Here is a 15,813-nt window from a genome sequence, read left to right as displayed (position 1 = left end):
TGACCTGCCTGCTACGGGAGGAACGGCAACGGGTTGTCCTTGTTGCCGGACGGGTTGGGCTGGCTCGGCCCCCGGGTGCCGCCGCCGTTCTGCTGGGGCGCGGGGTCCTTGATGGACGCGGGGATGGGCAGCAGGTTCTGGATGTAGCTGTCGAACCAGCGGCCGGTGCCCGTGACGTCGGTGAACTGCCGGACGTACGGCGCGAAGTACTTCAGCGTCTTGTCCAGGTTGTCCTGGTTCTTCAGCAGGACCGCGCTGACCTTCTGCAGGTTGTCGAGCATCGGCCGGAGCTGGGCGTTGTTGTCGTTGATCAGCCCGTTGACCTGCTGGGAGAACAGGACGGTGTTCACCAGGAGCTGGTGGATCACGTCCCGGCGCGCCTGGACGGCCTGCATCACCTTGTTGGCGTCGGCGATGAGCTTGCTGAGGTCCTGGTTGCGGTCGGCGAGGAGCCCGGAGACGTCCTTGGCGCGTCCGGCCAGCTCGTGGAGCTGGTCGTCGCGGGACGCGACCGTGTTCGACAGCCGCCGCAGCCCCTGCAGGGACGCCTTGATCTCCTCCGGGGAGTTCTGGAACGTCTCCGACAGCGTGTTGAACGACTTCGCGACCTGCTGCGTGTCGATCTTCCCGACGCGCTGGCCCAGCTCGCTGATCGCCGGGACGACCTCGAACGGCGTCGCCGTCCGGTCCAGCGGGATGTTGCGGCCGAGCGTGCCGCCGCCGCGCGGGTCCAGCGCCAGGTAGTGCTGGCCGAGCATCGTCTTGATCTTGATCTCGGCGCGGGTGAGCGCGCCGAGCCGCACGCCGTCGTCCACCCGGAAGGTGACCCTGACGTGGTCGCCCGCGAGGTCGAGCGCGGTGACCTGGCCGACCTTCACGCCCGCGATCCGCACCTCCTCGCCGGACTTCAGCCCGGCCGCCTCGGCGAACGACGCGGTGTGGGTCTTGCCGCCGGTGAAGAACGGGATGTTCTTCAGGTTCATCGCCAGCAGCAGCGCCGCGACGATGACCGCGAACCCGGCGACGGCGATGGGGACGGGATTGCGCGCCCGGAACGGAACCCTCATCACTTGCACCTCGCGTTCTCGTTCATGATCGCGGGCGTCTGGTACACCGGGCCGCCGGGCAGCCGGACGCGGGCGTCGAGACCGCAGATGTACATGTTGAACCAGGAGCCGTACGAGGAGATGTTGATCAGCCCGCGCAGCCGCGACGGCGTCCGCTGCAGGCCCTTGTCGAGGACGCCGCGGTTGTCGGCCAGCGTCGCGGCGAGCTGGTTCAGGCCCGAGATGTCGTTCTTGATGTCCGGGCGGCCGTCCTTGAGCAGGTCGGCGGTCGTCCCGGCGAGGTCGTTCATCGCCGACACCGAGTCGAAGATCGCCTGCCGGTCGTTGGACAGCCCGGCGACGAGCCCGCCGAGGTCGGTGACCATCTGGTTCACCTGCTCGTGCCGGGCGTCGATCGTGCCGAGCACCTCGTTGAGGTTGTCGATGACGCGGCCGATGACGCGGTCGCGGTCGGCGAGCGTGTTCGTCAGCGACGCGACGTGGGTGAGCAGGCTGTTGACCGTCCCGCCCTCGCCCTGGAGGGTCTGGACGATCTGCGTCGCGAGCGTGTTGACGTCCTTCGGCTCCAGCGCCTGGAACAGCGGGCGGAACCCGTTGAACAGGACCGTCAGGTCCAGCGCGGGCTGCGTCTGCGAGACCGGGATCGTTCCGCCCGGGTGCAGGTACTGGTTCGCGGCGCCCGGCCCCTGCGACAGCGACAGGTACCGCTGCCCCATGAGGTTGCGGTAGCGGATCTGCGCCTGCGTGGAGGTCGGCAGGCCGGCGGCGAGCGCGCCGGACTTGTCGACGTCGAACGTCACCTCGGCCTGGTTGCCGCGGAACAGCCGGATCTTCTTGACCTGGCCGACGCGGACGCCGGAGATCCGCACGTCGTCGTTCTTCAGCAGCCCCGCGACGTCGGTGAAGATCGCCTTGTAGCTGCGGGTGCCGGAGAACCGCTGGTTGGTGATCGTCATCGCCAGGACGCCGGTCGCGACCGACGTCAGCACGACGAACACGAGCAGCTTGAGGCCGGAGCTCATGGTCTTCACTTGACGGTCACCACCGATCCCTGCATGAGCGGGCCGAACATCAGCGCCGCGACGTCGGAGACGTCGTCGGCGTCGGTCCGGGTGAGCGGCCCGACGATGTTCTTGATCTTGTTCTTCTCGCTCATCTGCGTGCCCGGGTCGACGAAGACGTTGGAGACCGGACGGTTCCGCGTCGTCGTGGTCGGGCCGTCCTTCGGGTCGGGGTTCTTCCACCACAGGTCGTCCTCGGTCCCGTCCAGGGCGAGGTAGTCGGGGAAGGGGACCTTCGGGTTCGGCAGGTTGTAGCAGCGCGGACCGCGGTAGTCCTTGACCTCCGGCAGGTCCAGCGGGTTCTTGTAGCCGGGGCGCGGCTTCACGATCTCGATCGTCAGGTTGTAGGTCGTGGACCCGTTCGCGCCCGCGACCCGCTCCATCTCCGGACGGATCTTGTCCAGCCCCTCGAACACGCACGGCAGCGACGGCGCGTACTTGGCGATGAGGTCCAGGCCCGCCCGGTTCGCCACGTTGAACCCGATGATCTTCGGGGCGTTGGTCGTCATGAACCGGTTGGCGTGCCCGGCGAACGCCGTCGTCTGCGGCAGGATCTGCTCGATCGTCGCCTTCTTGTCGGTGACCGTCGTGCTGGTGACGTTCAGGTTCCGGAACGTCTGCAGCAGGTCGGGCGCCGCGCGGTTGTAGACGTCGGCGGTGTCGGCGAGGCCGTTGAGGTTGTAGACGAGGTTCCCGAGCTGCGGGTTGATCCGCTTCAGCAGGTCGTCGGCCTTCGCCAGGTCGCGGCCGAGCTGGTCGCCGCGGCCCTGCAGCGCCGTCGCGAGCGCGTTCAGCGTCGCGTTCAGCTCCTCGGGCTTGACGGCCTGCAACAGCGGCAGCAGGTTGTCCAGCACCTGGTCGATCTCGACGGCGGCCTGGGAGCGGTCCTGCCGGATCACCTGGCCGGCGCGCAGCCCGAGCGGCCCCGGCTGCGCCGGGATCTGGAGGTCCACGTACTTCTCGCCGAACAGCGTCTTCGGCAGCAGCCGCGCCTGGACGTTGTCCGGGACGAGCTTGGCCTTGCCCGGGTCGAGCGCGAGGTCGAGCGTCGCGCCCTTGTCGGTCGCGTGCGTCGCGCGGACCTCGCCCACGATCAGCCCGCGCACCTTGACGTCGGAGTGCGGCAGGAGCTGGAGCCCCGCGCGTTCCGCGTCCACCTTCACCCGGACGACCGGGGTCAGCGCCTTGTTGAACAGCGCCACCGTCAGCGCCAGCAGCAGGGCCATCACCAGCAGCATCGCGACACCGAGCAGCCGGTACCGCATCTGCTCGGACAGCCCGCGCGCGCCGGGACCCGCAGCGTGCGTCATCCCGTCACCCCGCAATCCGGACGTCGGTCGAGGTGCCCCAGATCGCCATGCCGAGCAGCAGGTCCACGACGCTGACGACGACGATGCTCGTCCGGACGGCGCGGCCCACGGCCGTCCCGACGCCCGCCGGGCCGCCGCTCGCGGTGAAGCCGAAGTAGCAGTGGATGAGCATCACGAGGATCGCGAAGATGATGATCTTCAAGAACGACCACAGGATGTCCTGGGGCGGGAGGAACAGGTTGAAGTAGTGGTCGTAGGTGCCGGTCGACTGCCCGTACGTCGCCGTCACGACGAACCGCGTCGCGCCGTAGGACGCCAGCAGGCCCACCACGTACAGCGGGACCACCGCGATCATCCCGGCGATCATCCGCGTCGTCACCAGGTACGGCATGGACGGGATGCCCATGACCTCCAGCGCGTCGATCTCGTCGGAGATCCGCATCGCGCCGAGCTGCGCGGTGAAGCCGCAGCCGACCGTCGCCGACAGCGCCAGCGCCGACACCAGCGGCGCGATCTCGCGCGTGTTGAAGTACGACGCGACGAAGCCCGTCAGCGCGGACGTGCCGATCTGGTCCAGCGAGTTGAAGCCCTGGAGACCGACCTGGCTGCCGGTGAAGAACGTCATGAACGCGACGATGACCACCGAGCCGCCGATCACCGCGAGACCGCCGGTGCCGAGGCTGACCTCGGCGAGCAGCCGCAGCACCTCGGTGCGGTAGCGGCGCAGGACGCGGAACGTCCACGCGAACGCGCGCGAGTAGAACGAGACCTGGCGGCCGAGGTCGTCCAGGCTCTCCAGGGGCCCGCTCACCGCGCGGGACAGCGCTTTGCCCGTCTTCGAGGGGGCGGCCATCACATGCCCTTCGACGGAACGAACTGGAAGTACAGCGTGGAGACGATGAAGTTCTCCACGAACAGGAGCATGAAGGTGATGACGACGGTCTGGTTGACCGCGTCGCCGACGCCCTTCGGCCCGCCCTTGGCGTTCAGGCCCTTGTAGGCGGCGACCAGGCCGGCCGTCACGCCGAACAGGAACGCCTTGAACTCCGCCTGCAGCAGGTCGGGGAGCTGGGCCATCGCGTTGAACGACGCCAGGTACGCGCCGGGCGTCCCGTTCTGCAGGACGACGTTGAAGACGTAGCCGCCCATCAGGCCGACCACCGAGACCAGGCCGTTCAGGAACAGCGCGATGAACGCGCACGCGAACACGCGGGGCACGACGAGCCGGTGCAGGGGGTTGATCCCCAGCACCTCCATCGCGTCGATCTCCTCGCGGATCTTGCGGGCGCCGATGTCGGCGCACATCGCCGACCCGGCGGCCCCCGCGACCAGCAGCGAGGTCACCAGCGGGCTGGCCTCGCGGACGATCGCGACGACCGCCGTCGCACCCGTGTAGGACTGCGCGCCGAGCTGCCGGATCAGCCCGCCGACCTGCAGCGACAGGACACCGCCGAAGGGGATCGCGACCAGCATGGTCGGGACCACCGTCACGCTGACGATGAACCAGGACTGCTGGATGAACTCACGCCACTGGAACGGCCACTGGAACATCGCCCGGAAGGTGTCGAGCACCAGGGCGAAGAAACGACCGGGTTCCTTGATGGCGACATTGGTCGCACCGTCGGAGAACTTGCGGAGGGCGGCCGAGCCGCCGCCCCCCTTGCGTGCCTCTGCCTGGTTCGCGCCGATACCAGGAGTGGACATCAGTACTGAGCACCTCCAGGGTGCCCCGGCTGTCCTCCGTGCATCGCAGCCGCCTGCTGCGACGCCACGTACCGCGGCCACTCCTCGACCCAGTTGCGGCCGAGGTCGTCGACGAACGAGCCCGGCGGCGGCGTCACCCCGTGCGCGGCGCACCACGCGCCGGGCGCGTGCTGGGCGGCGCGGATCCGGCCGTCACTCGGCATGAGCTGCGGCTGGATCGGGGGCAGCGTGCCGACGTCCAGGCCCATCTTCGACTCGGCTTCGAGCTCGGAGACGTCCTTCTCCTCCGACATGCCGATCGGACCGGCCCGGCGGGCGTTGAGGAACTGGCGGACGACCGGCTCCTCACTGGACAGCAGCATCTCGCGCGGCCCGAACATCACCAGTTCGCGCCGGTAGAGCATGCCGATGTTGTCGGGGATCGTCCGCGCCGTGTTGATGTCGTGCGTGACGATCAGGAACGTCGCGTTGATCTGCGCGTTCAGGTCGATGAAGAGCTGGTTCAGCAGCGCCGTGCGGACCGGGTCGAGACCGGAGTCCGGCTCGTCCACCAGCAGGATCTCGGGGTCCAGGACGAGCGCGCGGGCCAGGCCGGCGCGCTTCTTCATACCGCCGGAGATCTCACCGGGAAGCTTGTTCTCCGAGCCCAGAAGACCGACCATGTCCATCTTCTCCATCACCACGCGACGGATGTCGGACTCGGACTTCTTCGTGTGCTCGCGCAGCGGGAACGCGATGTTGTCGTACAGGTTCATCGAACCGAACAGCGCGCCGTCCTGGAACAGGACGCCGAACAGCTTCCGCGTCTCGTAGAGCTGGTGCTCGGGCAGGTACGGCAGGTCGCGGTCGCCGATCCAGATGTGCCCGCGGTCGGGCTTCAGCAGTCCCACCAGGGACTTCAGGAAGACCGACTTGCCCGTTCCGGACGGGCCGAGGAGAACGGAGATCTCTCCTGCGGGAACGGTCAGGGACACGTCCTGCCAGATCGTCTGGCGGCCGAAGGCCTTCGTCAGTCCTTCGACTCTGATTTCGACGCCCACTCGTCACCTTTCGTCCAGGCCGGGGGTAGGTCCGGAGCCACAATGCGCGCACCGGGGGGCCGCGCGGTCATCGTCCGTCACACCTGGTATCCGCACCGTTGCTACTACCGGGTAGCTGTGGCGGGTGCCACTACCGTAGCGGGCTCCTCCAAAAAGGGAAGAGGCCGGAGGCGCGGAACCGCGAACAGAACGTACGTTGTGCGGAAATCGTTACTTACGTGAGACTTGATTCAAGAACCTGCACCTCAAGCGGGGGTGGGGCGGCGGGGAGCGTGGCGGGGGTGGCCGCTGTGTCTCCTGGGACGCTACGCCGAGTGTGACGTACCGGACAACGCGCCCGCTGACACTGTTTGACCTCCGGATTTATCACCGACGTACAGAGTTCGCCCGGATCGGGGCCGGTCTCCTGCTCATCGGTGAGGGTCCGGGTCACGCATTATGGCCGGACGCGACGCTCCGCGTCGAGGGATTCCCGGAACGCGACGAGGGCGGCCGTCCCACCGCCTGGTGGGACGACCGCCCTCGTCAGAAGACGTGCTCGGAGCCGAGCCGCACGGCTCCGGAAGTCTCCGGGAGAAGCGCCTTACTTGACGGTGACCGTCGCGCCGGCCTTCTCCAGGGCCTCCTTGGCCTTGTCGGCCGTCTCCTTGTTGACCTTCTCCAGCAGCGGCTTCGGCGCGCCGTCGACCAGGTCCTTGGCCTCCTTGAGGCCGAGGCTCGTGAGGCCGCGGACCTCCTTGATGACCTGGATCTTCTTGTCGCCGGCGGCCTCGAGGATGACGTCGAACTCGTCCTGCTCGGGCGCGGCCTCGGCGGCCGGGCCGGCGGCGCCGGGGGCGGCGGCCACGGCGGCGACCGGGGCGGCGGCCTTGACGTCGAAGACCTCCTCGAACTGCTTCACGAAGTCCGAGAGCTCCAGGAGGGTCATCTCCTTGAAGGTCTCCAGGAGCTCGTCGGTGCTGAGCTTCGCCATGATTGTTCCTCCGGTTGAGGGATGGGCGTCTGAAATGTGTCGTACCGCGGGACGGACCTACTCGGCGGGCGCCGCTTCGGCGTCGGCCGGAGCCGCGTCGACGGCCTCGGCGGTCTCGCCGGCGGCCTCGCGCTTGACGCGCAGGGCCTCGACGAGCTGCGCGGTCTGGGTCGGCAGCGCGTTGAAGGTGGCCGCGGCCTTCGCCATCGAGCCCTTCATCGCACCGGCCAGCTTCGCGAGGAGCACCTCGCGGGACTCCAGGTCCGCGAGCTGGCCGACCTCGCCGGCGTTCATCGACTTGCCGTCGATGTAGCCGCCCTTGATCACCAGCAGCGGGTTCGCCTTCGCGAAGTCGCGCAGGCCCTTGGCGGCCTCGACCACGTCACCGGTCACGAACGCGATCGCCGAGGGTCCTTCGAGCAGCGCCCGGAACTCCTCGTCGACCCCCGCGTCCGCGGCGGCGCGCTTGGTCAGCGTGTTCTTCACGACGGCGAACTTCGCGTTCGCGCCGAGGTTGGTGCGCAGCTCCTTGAGCTGCGCCACCGTGAGCCCGCGGTATTCGGTCAGCACGGCGCCGTTCGAGCCCTCGAACTCGCTCTTGAGCTCGGCGATCGCCGTGGCCTTCTCGGCCTTGGCCATGTGGCCTCCTTCCGATTACCTGGGTGGTGGCGGGCCGCGAACGAACACGGCACGCCGACCTGGTGGGAAGCCGCCGGGGCGAAATCTCCCGGAAAACAGGAACGCCCCGGCGCAGGCGCGCGGGGCGTCGGACACGACACATCGGTCATGCGAAGCTCACATCACACCTACGCGGGCCGCCCGAAATCTCGTTCGGGTCCTTCGGCCGCCCTCACGGGCGACGACCGGCGGTCTTCGGCACCACACAGACTACGTGCGAAACCTCCCGATGCCAACTTCGTTTGGTCATGCCCCCACGTCGACGCCCTCCAGCCGGGCAGAGCGCGCGGTGCCCGCAGCGCGCGCAGATGGGCGCGGTGCGCGCGGACGGGCGCGGTGCGCGTGGGGAATGCGGAAGGGCCCGCGGCCTGGTGGCCGCGGGCCCTTCGCGGGTCGTCGGGTCAGGCGCCGGGGCTGCCGGGGAGCTTCACGGTGCCCACCTCGGACGCGGGCGGCGGCGTCACGTCGACCGGCTTGTTGTAGCCGGAGTACGTCGCCGTCGTCGTCATCGGGCCCGCCGACGTGCTGAGGCGGCTGACCATCTTGCGCGGCAGGTCGTCCGAGCCGACCCACAGGTCGAACGTCAACGTCGAGGCGCCGAGCTTCTGGTACTGCTGCTCCAGCTTCGCGCGGGTCTGCGCGTCGAGCTTGCCGAGCGCGGCGGTGACCGGGACGGTGCCGGTGAAGTGGCGGGTCGGAACGCCGTCGACGGTCTCGGTGCCCACCTCGCGGACGTCCTGCGACGCCGTCAGCATCTTCGTCTGCTCGGCCGGGCTCTGCTGCTTGGCCTGGTCCATCAGGCCGGACAGGTTCAGGCCGGACGTCGCGCTCAGATCCGACAGCGCGATCTTCGACCAGGGCTTGCCGCCGTTGGTCGCGGCGAGCGCCGGCATCTTGAGGTACATCGCCTGGGCGTCCAGGATCGCCTCGAAGCCCGGGACGCGGGTGCCCTGCACCGCCGTCGGCTCGGTGGTGAGGTGCATCGCCACCGACGGACGGATCCGCACGGCCGCCGACATCTTCATGCTGACGCCGCCCTGACCGTCCACGTCGATCTTCATCGTGTACGTGTCGGTGCGGCCGGCGCGCTCGGCGGTGCGGCCGAGGATCTCCGCCGCCGTGAGCCTGAGGTTCTTGCCCGCCTCCCCCGCCTTGTCGCCCGCCGAGCCCAGGCATCCGGTCAGGGACAGGGCGAGGCCGGTGACCGCGGCTGCGCTCACGACGAGACGACGCGACTTCACAGTTCTTCCTCCAGGGGGTGGGGAGCCAAGGGCGTTTCCGCCAGTTCGTCCCTGTTCAGACGCGGCGGACACCGATTCGGTTCGCCGGCACGCGCCCCTGGCTCAACCCGTTCACACCCCTGACCAAAACGTGATCTCGCGCGTCAGTGCCCGTTGAGCAGACCCTCCAGCGTCAGCGCGCCGACCTGGTCCGCCGGCGGCGGGTTCACCGACACCTTCTTGCCGTAGTCGCTGTAGAGCACCTGCGCCGTCCCGTTCCCGCCCGAACGGCCGAAGCCCTTCGTCACGACCTTGCGCGGCAGGCCCGAACCGTCCACCCACAGGTCGAACGTGAGCTTCTTGTCCGCCGCGCCCTGCGGAAGGTACTTGCGGGCGTTCTCCTGCTGCTGCGCGTCCAGCCGCTTCAGCGCCTCGCCGACCGTCACCGTGCCGGTGTAATGGACGGTCTTCACCCCGTCCACCGTCTCCTCGCCCACCCGGCGCGCGTCCTTGGAACCGGTGAACATCTTCGTCTGCTCCGCCGGGTCGATCTGCTGGAGCTGCCCGATCAGGCCCTTCACGTCGAAGCCCGTCCGCTGCTGCACCTGCGCCACGTCGATCTTCAGCCACGGCTTGCCGTCCGCCACGAACCGCGCCGCCTGCGGGATCTTCGCGTACAGCGTGTTCCCCGTGAAGATCGCCTGCGCGGACGCCCCCGAAGCCGCACCGCCGAAGCCCAGCCCGTCCAGCTTCGCGCTGAACGCGAGCTGCGGACGCAGCCGGAACCAGCCCGTCCCCTTGATCTCACCGCCGCCGTCCCCGTCCCGGACGGTCAGCGCCGCCTTGAACGAGTCCGCCTTGACCGTCTTCTGCGAAGTCCGCAGCAAGGCCTCGTTCGCACTCAGCTTCAGCGCGCCGGTCGTCCCGCCGCCGTCGGCGTTGCAGCCCGTCAGCGCGAGCGCGGCGCCCAGCGCCGCGCCGCCCGCCGCCACCGCGACTCGTCGTCTCATCTCGGGTCCCTCCTCGGTCGCCTGTCCGATCGGAATCCAGTCTCGTCCCGAGCGCACCCGCCCGACATCCCCCACCGGGACGAAAGAACCGGCCCCGGGTCCGCCTCGCGGCGTACCCCGCACTGCAACGTTCTGCCGACCCCCGAGACGACGAAAGGCGCCTCCCCGCCCGGGGAAGCGCCCTTCGAGAAAGCCGGATCAGGCCTCGACCAGCTCCGCCACGACGTTGCGCACCGCGTTCGGGTCCACCGGGATGCCCGGGCCCATCGACGTGGTCAGCGTCGCCTTCTTGACGTACCGGCCCTTGGCCGCCGACGGCTTGAGCCGCTGGATCTCCTCGATCGCCGCCGCGTAGTTCTCCAGAAGCTGACGCTCGGAGAACGACGCCTTGCCGATGATGAAGTGCAGGTTCGCGTGCCGGTCCACCCGGAACTCGATCTTCCCGCCCTTGATGTCGGTGACGGCCTTGGCCACGTCCATCGTCACCGTGCCGGTCTTCGGGTTCGGCATCAGACCGCGCGGGCCGAGCACGCGGCCCAGCCGACCGACCTTGCCCATCTGGTCCGGCGTCGCGACGACCGCGTCGAAGTCCAGGAAGCCGCCCTGGATCCGCTCGATCAGGTCGTCGGAGCCGACGATGTCCGCCCCGGCCTCACGGGCCTCCTCCGCCTTCGCGCCACCGGCGAAGACCAGCACGCGCGCGGTCTTGCCGGTGCCGTTCGGCAGGTTGACGGTGCCGCGGACCATCTGGTCGGCCTTGCGGGGGTCGACGCCCAGCCGCAGGGCCACCTCGACGGTCGCGTCGAACTTGGTGGCGGCCGTCTCCTTCGCCAGCTGCACCGCCTCCAGCGGGCTGTACAGCTTGTCGCGGTCGATGCGCTCGTCCGCCGAGCGGTACGCCTTGCTGCGCTTCATGTTCTCTCCTTCGTGGTGCGGACCGCGCAGGGCCCTCCCACTGTCGTCCGTCCCCGGCGGGGACGGGTCACTTGACCTCGATGCCCATCGAGCGGGCGGTGCCCGCCACGATCTTCTCCGCCGCCTCGATCGTGGTGGCGTTGAGGTCGGGCATCTTGGTGGTGGCGATCTCGCGGATCTGGTCCGCGGTCACCGAGCCGACCTTCGTCTTGTGGGGCTCGCCCGAGCCCTTCTCCACCCCGGCGGCCTTGAGGATGAGCTGCGCCGCGGGCGGGGTCTTGGTGACGAAGGAGAACGAGCGGTCCTCGTAGATCGTGATCTCGACGGGGATCACGTTGCCGCGCTGGGCCTCGGTCGCGGCGTTGTACTGCTTGCAGAAGTCCATGATGTTGACGCCGTGCGGACCGAGGGCGGTACCGACCGGCGGCGCCGGGGTCGCCGCGCCCGCATTGAGCTGGACTTTGACGATTGCGGCGATTTTCTTCTTCTTCGGGGGCATGTGCCCTCCTCTGTCCCAATTTCTTCGGTTCCGACTCCCGGACGTCCGGGCAACGGCATGGCAGGGACTCGTCCATGACGTAGGAACCGCTGATGTGGCGATCCGGCTGATCCCCGCGGACGCGGGGCACGCGCGGGAGTCGCAGCACCCGCGTTCAACTGAACCGGACCATCCCCGCAGACGCGGGGCCGACGAGCAAGTCTAGGCGAAGCGAAACGCCCCCGCGTACGCGAGGGCGTTCCCGGACGATGTCAGATCTTCGAGACCTGGTTGAACGACAGCTCGACCGGCGTCTCCCTGCCGAAAATCGATACCAGGACTTTGAGTTTCTGCTGCTCGGCGTTGATTTCGTTGACCGTGGCGGGCAGCGTAGCGAACGGACCGTCCATGACGGTGACCGACTCGCCGACCTCGAAGTCCACGGCGGGCGCGGCCTTGGCCGCCTTCTCCGGCCGGACGGCGCCTTCCTCGGGCTCGGGCGCCAGCAGGTTGGCGACCTCGTCCAGGCTCAGTGGCGACGGCTTGTTCAGCAACCCCACGAACCCGGTGACGCCGGGCGTGTTCCGCACGGCGGCCCACGACTCGTCGGTCAGCTCCATCCGGACCAGGATGTACCCCGGCAGGACCTTCTCGTTGACCTTCTGCCGCTTGCCGCCCTTGATCTCGGTGACCTCGTGCTGGGGCACCTCGATCTGGAAGATGTAGTCCTCCATGTTCAGGGTCTGCGTCCGGGTCTCGATGTTGGTCTTGACCCGGTTCTCGTACCCCGCGTAGGAGTGGACGACGTACCAGTCGCCCGGCTGGAGGCGCATCTCCGCCTTGAACTCGGCGTAGGGGTCGACCGGAGGGGCCGGGGGCTCCTCCTCGTCGGCGCCGTCGTCCGCGCCGGCCTCGTCCAGGGACTCCGCGGGGACGTCGGCGGCGGGCTCGGCCTCGCCGAGCGGGGCGGCGGCGGGCTCGTCAGCCGGCGCCTGCTCCGCCGCAGCCGCCAGGGCCTCGTCGGCGGCCTCGTCGCGGGGCTGTGAGGGCTCGGACACGGTGACTGACTCTCTCTCCTCGTACGGGCATGGACTTTCGGGTGGCACGGCGCGTCCACGCGCCGGTGCCTGCGGACCGCGGACCGGGCCGCCGGTGTCGTGGCTCAGGTGAAGAGCCAGAACACGCCCTTCTGCAGAGCCCAGTCGAGGACGGCGACGAGCGCGACCATGAACAGCACGAACACCAGGGAGACCGTGGTGTAGGTGATCAGCTCGCGCCGCGTCGGCCAGATGACCTTGCGCAGTTCGCCGACCACCTGGCGCACGAACAGCGGCGGAGTGGTCCGCTTGGGAGCGGACTTCCCCTTGCCCTCGTCCTTCGCCGCGGCGTCGCCGCGCGTGTCAGTCGCCATTGTGCCGCCGTTCACCTCGTAGGTCGTGTGATCGTGGGAACCCGGCCCCGCCGGAGGCTCACCGCCATTGTCCAACGACCACGTGGTCGACGCGCATTCCCGCGCCGGACGGCCCGGTGTGTCGAGGGACGCGCGCACCGCACCTCGCAGGGCAGGAGGGACTCGAACCCCCAACCGCCGGTTTTGGAGACCGGTGCTCTACCAATTGAGCCACTGCCCTTCGCCCTCCCCCGGAGAGGAGATCCCAATCCGCGGACCGGGCCGTACCGGACACAGTGTACGGGCCGAGTGGACATGGCCGTATTCCGCGACGCGGTACCGGGAACGTGAGTCTACGGTGCGCGGCCCTCCACGTCGAACCGGAACCCGCCGCGCCGCGCCCCGGGACGGCCCGGCGCACCCGCCGTGACCAGCGGGAGCCGTGGAACGTGCCGGGTGCGATATCGGGCTGAACGCATCGCCCGCAATCTGTAACGATGGGGGCATGAGCACTGACCGACCTCGCGTCTCGCGACGTATCGCCGCCATCTCCGAGTCCGCCACGCTGGCCGTCGACGCCAAGGCCAAGGCGCTGAAGGCGGCGGGCCGCCCGGTCATCGGGTTCGGCGCCGGCGAGCCGGACTTCCCCACCCCCGAGTACATCGTCGAGGCGGCCGTGACGGCCTGCCGCGTCCCGCGCTTCCACAAGTACACCCCGGCGGGCGGGCTGCCCGAGCTGAAGGCCGCGATCGCGGAGAAGACGGAGCGCGACTCCGGGTACGCGGTGGACGCGTCCCAGGTGCTCGTGACCAACGGCGGCAAGCAGGCGGTGTACGAGGCGTTCGCGGCGCTGCTCGACCCGGGCGACGAGGTCATCGTCCCGACGCCGTACTGGACGACCTATCCCGAGTCGATCCGGCTGGCGGGCGGCGTCCCGGTGGACGTGGTCGCCGACGAGACGACCGGCTACCGCGTCACGGTCGAGCAGCTGGAGGCGGCGCGCACGGAGCGGACGAAGGTGCTGCTGTTCGTGTCGCCGTCCAACCCGACGGGCGCAGTGTACGACCGCGACCAGATCGAGGCGATCGGCCGCTGGGCCGACGAGCACGGCCTGTGGGTCGTGACGGACGAGATCTATGAGCACCTGGTGTACGGCGACGCCGAGTTCCACTCGCTGCCGGTCGTGGTGCCGGAGCTGGCGGACCGGACGCTCGTCCTGAACGGCGTCGCCAAGACGTACGCGATGACGGGCTGGCGCGTGGGCTGGCTGATCGGCCCGAACGACGTGGTGAAGGCGGCGGCGAACCTGCAGTCGCACGCGACGTCGAACGTGGCGAACGTGTCGCAGGCGGCGGCGCTCGCGGCGGTCACCGGGGACCTGTCGGCGGTCGCGGAGATGCGGACGGCGTTCGACCGCCGCCGCCGCACGATCGTCCGGATGCTCAACGACATCGACGGCGTCGTGTGCCCCGAGCCGGAGGGCGCGTTCTACGCCTACCCGTCGGTGAAGGCGCTGCTGGGCCGGGAGATCCGGGGCAGGCGGCCGGAGACGTCGGTGGAGCTGGCGGCGCTGATCCTGGACGAGGCCGAGGTCGCGCTCGTCCCGGGTGAGGCGTTCGGGACGCCGGGCTACTTCCGCCTGTCCTACGCGCTGGGCGACGACGACCTGGTCGAGGGCGTGTCGCGGGTCGCCAAGCTGCTCGCCGAAGCGCGCTGACAAGCACCGGCGGCCACGAGGATCATGGACCGGATCGTCCGGTCCATGATCCTTTTTTGCGTCCCGGCATGGTCGGGACGAGTCACCCGACATGGTCCGGACATGGCCCGGACGGGCGGTTCGCGGTGCCGCGCGCCCGTGTCGCGGCACGATCCGGCAGCATTGCTCCATGGAGGCCACCATCACCTCGGGCCGTCCCGAGCACGACACCAAGGGACGGGACGTCGCCGCCCTCCCGAAAGCCCATCTGCATCTGCACTTCACGGGGTCGATGCGCCATTCGACGCTGGTGGAGCTGGCCGCGCGGCACGGCGTCCACCTGCCGGAGGCGCTGGTCTCGGAGTGGCCGCCGAAGTTGCGCGCGACCGACGAGCGGGGCTGGTTCCGGTTCCAGCGGCTGTACGACATCGCGCGGTCGGTGCTCGTCACCCCCGATGACATGCGCCGACTGCTGCGCGAGACGGCGGAGGACGAGGCCGCCGAGGGTTCGGGCTGGCTGGAGATCCAGGTGGATCCGAGCGGGTTCGCGGCGCGGTTCGGCGGGCTGACGCCGACGGTGGAGCTGGTGCTGGACGCGGCGCGCGAGGCGGGCGCGGCGGCGGGCGTGGGCATCGGCGTGGTGATCGCGGCGAACCGCACGCGGCATCCGCTGGACGCGCGGACGCTGGCGCGGCTGGCCCTGCAGTACGTCGGGAAGGGCGTCGTGGGGTTCGGGCTGTCCAATGACGAGCGGCGCGGCCGGGCCTACGACTTCGAGGGCGCGTTCCGGATCGCGCGGCGCGGCGGGCTGCTGGCGGTGCCGCACGGCGGGGAGCTGCTCGGGCCGGCGAGCGTCCGGGAATGTCTGGAGACGCTCGGTGCGGACCGGATCGGTCACGGGGTGCGCGCGGTCGAGGACCGATCCCTGCTGGGGACGATCGTGGACCGGGAGGTGACGCTGGAGGTGTGTCCGGCGTCGAACGTGGGGCTCGGCGTGGCGGCGACGGCGGCGGACGTGCCGGTGCGGGAGCTGTTCGAGGCGGGCGCGCGGATCGCGCTCGGCGCCGACGACCCGCTGCTGTTCGGGTCGCGGCTGGCTCGGCAGTACACGCTGGTGCGCGCGGAGCACGGGTTCAGCGACGCGGAGCTGGCGGAGCTGGCGCGGCATTCGGTGCGGGGTTCGGCGGCGCCGGACGACGTCCGGTCGCGGCTGCTGTCGGGGATCGACGACTGGCTGGCCCGGGAGCCGGGCCAGCCAGCGGTCTGAGGCG

Annotated in this window: 16 protein-coding genes and 1 tRNA gene; 2 read left to right on the top strand and 15 right to left on the bottom strand. The window is 69.7% G+C overall.

Annotated elements, in window-relative coordinates:
- Nucleotides 1-11 precede the first annotated feature (11 nt).
- From GQ466_RS01040 to GQ466_RS00970, 15 genes are all read right to left on the bottom strand, one after another.
- Nucleotides 12-1,067: an MCE family protein gene (locus GQ466_RS01040; protein WP_161100894.1), complete on the bottom strand. Its 1,056-nt coding sequence runs from the start codon at nucleotides 1,065-1,067 to the stop codon at nucleotides 12-14.
- Nucleotides 1,067-2,089, bottom strand: a complete 1,023-nt coding sequence (locus GQ466_RS01035; RefSeq protein WP_161100893.1) for an MCE family protein — start codon at nucleotides 2,087-2,089, stop codon at nucleotides 1,067-1,069. Before GQ466_RS01035 ends, GQ466_RS01040 begins: the two co-directional genes overlap by 1 nt.
- Before the next feature lie 5 nt (nucleotides 2,090-2,094).
- On the bottom strand, nucleotides 2,095-3,438 hold the full coding sequence (locus tag GQ466_RS01030; RefSeq protein WP_161100892.1) for an MCE family protein: 1,344 nt from the start codon (nucleotides 3,436-3,438) through the stop codon (nucleotides 2,095-2,097).
- A gap of 4 nt (nucleotides 3,439-3,442) precedes the next feature.
- Nucleotides 3,443-4,291 carry an MlaE family ABC transporter permease gene (locus GQ466_RS01025; RefSeq protein ID WP_161100891.1) on the bottom strand — a complete coding sequence of 283 codons (849 nt, stop codon included), beginning with the start codon at nucleotides 4,289-4,291 and terminating at the stop codon, nucleotides 3,443-3,445.
- Nucleotides 4,291-5,142, bottom strand: coding sequence for an MlaE family ABC transporter permease (locus tag GQ466_RS01020; RefSeq protein ID WP_272917916.1), 852 nt, complete (start codon nucleotides 5,140-5,142; stop codon nucleotides 4,291-4,293). The genes GQ466_RS01025 and GQ466_RS01020 overlap by 1 nt, the downstream gene beginning before the upstream one ends.
- Complete coding sequence (locus tag GQ466_RS01015; RefSeq protein WP_161100890.1) at nucleotides 5,142-6,182, bottom strand: ATP-binding cassette domain-containing protein; 1,041 nt, start codon at nucleotides 6,180-6,182, stop codon at nucleotides 5,142-5,144. Before GQ466_RS01015 ends, GQ466_RS01020 begins: the two co-directional genes overlap by 1 nt.
- A 583-nt stretch (nucleotides 6,183-6,765) precedes the next feature.
- A complete protein-coding gene (gene rplL, locus GQ466_RS01010) occupies nucleotides 6,766-7,155 on the bottom strand; it encodes a 50S ribosomal protein L7/L12 (RefSeq protein ID WP_161100889.1) in 390 nt (129 codons plus the stop codon).
- Between the two features lie 57 nt (nucleotides 7,156-7,212).
- Nucleotides 7,213-7,794 carry a 50S ribosomal protein L10 gene (rplJ, locus tag GQ466_RS01005; protein WP_161100888.1) on the bottom strand — a complete coding sequence of 194 codons (582 nt, stop codon included), beginning with the start codon at nucleotides 7,792-7,794 and terminating at the stop codon, nucleotides 7,213-7,215.
- Nucleotides 7,795-8,234: 440 nt separating this feature from the next.
- A complete protein-coding gene (locus tag GQ466_RS01000) occupies nucleotides 8,235-9,074 on the bottom strand; it encodes an SCO4651 family lipoprotein (protein ID WP_337193266.1) in 840 nt (279 codons plus the stop codon).
- Between the two features lie 143 nt (nucleotides 9,075-9,217).
- Complete coding sequence (locus GQ466_RS00995) at nucleotides 9,218-10,063, bottom strand: SCO4651 family lipoprotein (protein ID WP_161100887.1); 846 nt, start codon at nucleotides 10,061-10,063, stop codon at nucleotides 9,218-9,220.
- A gap of 198 nt (nucleotides 10,064-10,261) precedes the next feature.
- The gene (gene rplA / locus GQ466_RS00990) at nucleotides 10,262-10,978 is read right to left on the bottom strand and encodes a 50S ribosomal protein L1 (protein ID WP_161100886.1); all 717 of its coding nucleotides are present in this window, start codon (nucleotides 10,976-10,978) and stop codon (nucleotides 10,262-10,264) included.
- Between the two features lie 67 nt (nucleotides 10,979-11,045).
- Complete coding sequence (gene rplK / locus GQ466_RS00985) at nucleotides 11,046-11,477, bottom strand: 50S ribosomal protein L11 (RefSeq protein ID WP_161100885.1); 432 nt, start codon at nucleotides 11,475-11,477, stop codon at nucleotides 11,046-11,048.
- Between the two features lie 251 nt (nucleotides 11,478-11,728).
- Complete coding sequence (gene nusG / locus GQ466_RS00980; RefSeq protein ID WP_161100884.1) at nucleotides 11,729-12,514, bottom strand: transcription termination/antitermination protein NusG; 786 nt, start codon at nucleotides 12,512-12,514, stop codon at nucleotides 11,729-11,731.
- Nucleotides 12,515-12,618: 104 nt separating this feature from the next.
- Complete coding sequence (gene secE, locus GQ466_RS00975; protein WP_103564416.1) at nucleotides 12,619-12,867, bottom strand: preprotein translocase subunit SecE; 249 nt, start codon at nucleotides 12,865-12,867, stop codon at nucleotides 12,619-12,621.
- Between the two features lie 147 nt (nucleotides 12,868-13,014).
- Nucleotides 13,015-13,087: transfer RNA gene (locus GQ466_RS00970), tRNA-Trp, on the bottom strand.
- 264 nt (nucleotides 13,088-13,351) lie between these two features.
- On the opposite strand from GQ466_RS00970, the gene GQ466_RS00965 reads away from it, so the two are divergent.
- A complete protein-coding gene (locus GQ466_RS00965; protein WP_161100883.1) occupies nucleotides 13,352-14,563 on the top strand; it encodes a pyridoxal phosphate-dependent aminotransferase in 1,212 nt (403 codons plus the stop codon).
- A gap of 169 nt (nucleotides 14,564-14,732) precedes the next feature.
- Entirely contained in the window at nucleotides 14,733-15,809 is a 1,077-nt protein-coding gene (locus GQ466_RS00960) for an adenosine deaminase (protein ID WP_161100882.1), read from the top strand.
- The last annotated feature ends 4 nt before the right edge of the window (nucleotides 15,810-15,813 follow it).

This window comes from Actinomadura rayongensis (assembly GCF_009831215.1).
Lineage (GTDB): Bacteria > Actinomycetota > Actinomycetes > Streptosporangiales > Streptosporangiaceae > Spirillospora > Spirillospora rayongensis.
The sequence above is the reverse complement of the archived record's forward strand: the minus strand, read 5'-3'. Positions and strand labels throughout refer to the sequence as shown.

Excerpts from the sequence above, each read along its gene's own strand:
- rplA (WP_161100886.1), bottom strand. The coding sequence starts at position 10,978 with ATGAAGCGCAGCAAGGCGTACCGCTCGGCGGACGAGCGCATCGACCGC.
- GQ466_RS01025 (WP_161100891.1), bottom strand. The coding sequence starts at position 4,291 with ATGGCCGCCCCCTCGAAGACGGGCAAAGCGCTGTCCCGCGCGGTGAGC.
- GQ466_RS00995 (WP_161100887.1), bottom strand. The coding sequence starts at position 10,063 with ATGAGACGACGAGTCGCGGTGGCGGCGGGCGGCGCGGCGCTGGGCGCC.
- rplJ (WP_161100888.1), bottom strand. The coding sequence starts at position 7,794 with ATGGCCAAGGCCGAGAAGGCCACGGCGATCGCCGAGCTCAAGAGCGAG.
- GQ466_RS01035 (WP_161100893.1), bottom strand. The coding sequence starts at position 2,089 with ATGAGCTCCGGCCTCAAGCTGCTCGTGTTCGTCGTGCTGACGTCGGTC.
- secE (WP_103564416.1), bottom strand. The coding sequence starts at position 12,867 with ATGGCGACTGACACGCGCGGCGACGCCGCGGCGAAGGACGAGGGCAAG.
- rplL (WP_161100889.1), bottom strand. The coding sequence starts at position 7,155 with ATGGCGAAGCTCAGCACCGACGAGCTCCTGGAGACCTTCAAGGAGATG.
- GQ466_RS01040 (WP_161100894.1), bottom strand. The coding sequence starts at position 1,067 with ATGAGGGTTCCGTTCCGGGCGCGCAATCCCGTCCCCATCGCCGTCGCC.
- GQ466_RS00960 (WP_161100882.1), top strand. The coding sequence starts at position 14,733 with ATGGAGGCCACCATCACCTCGGGCCGTCCCGAGCACGACACCAAGGGA.
- GQ466_RS00965 (WP_161100883.1), top strand. The coding sequence starts at position 13,352 with ATGAGCACTGACCGACCTCGCGTCTCGCGACGTATCGCCGCCATCTCC.
- GQ466_RS01030 (WP_161100892.1), bottom strand. The coding sequence starts at position 3,438 with ATGACGCACGCTGCGGGTCCCGGCGCGCGCGGGCTGTCCGAGCAGATG.
- GQ466_RS01020 (WP_272917916.1), bottom strand. The coding sequence starts at position 5,142 with ATGTCCACTCCTGGTATCGGCGCGAACCAGGCAGAGGCACGCAAGGGG.
- rplK (WP_161100885.1), bottom strand. The coding sequence starts at position 11,477 with ATGCCCCCGAAGAAGAAGAAAATCGCCGCAATCGTCAAAGTCCAGCTC.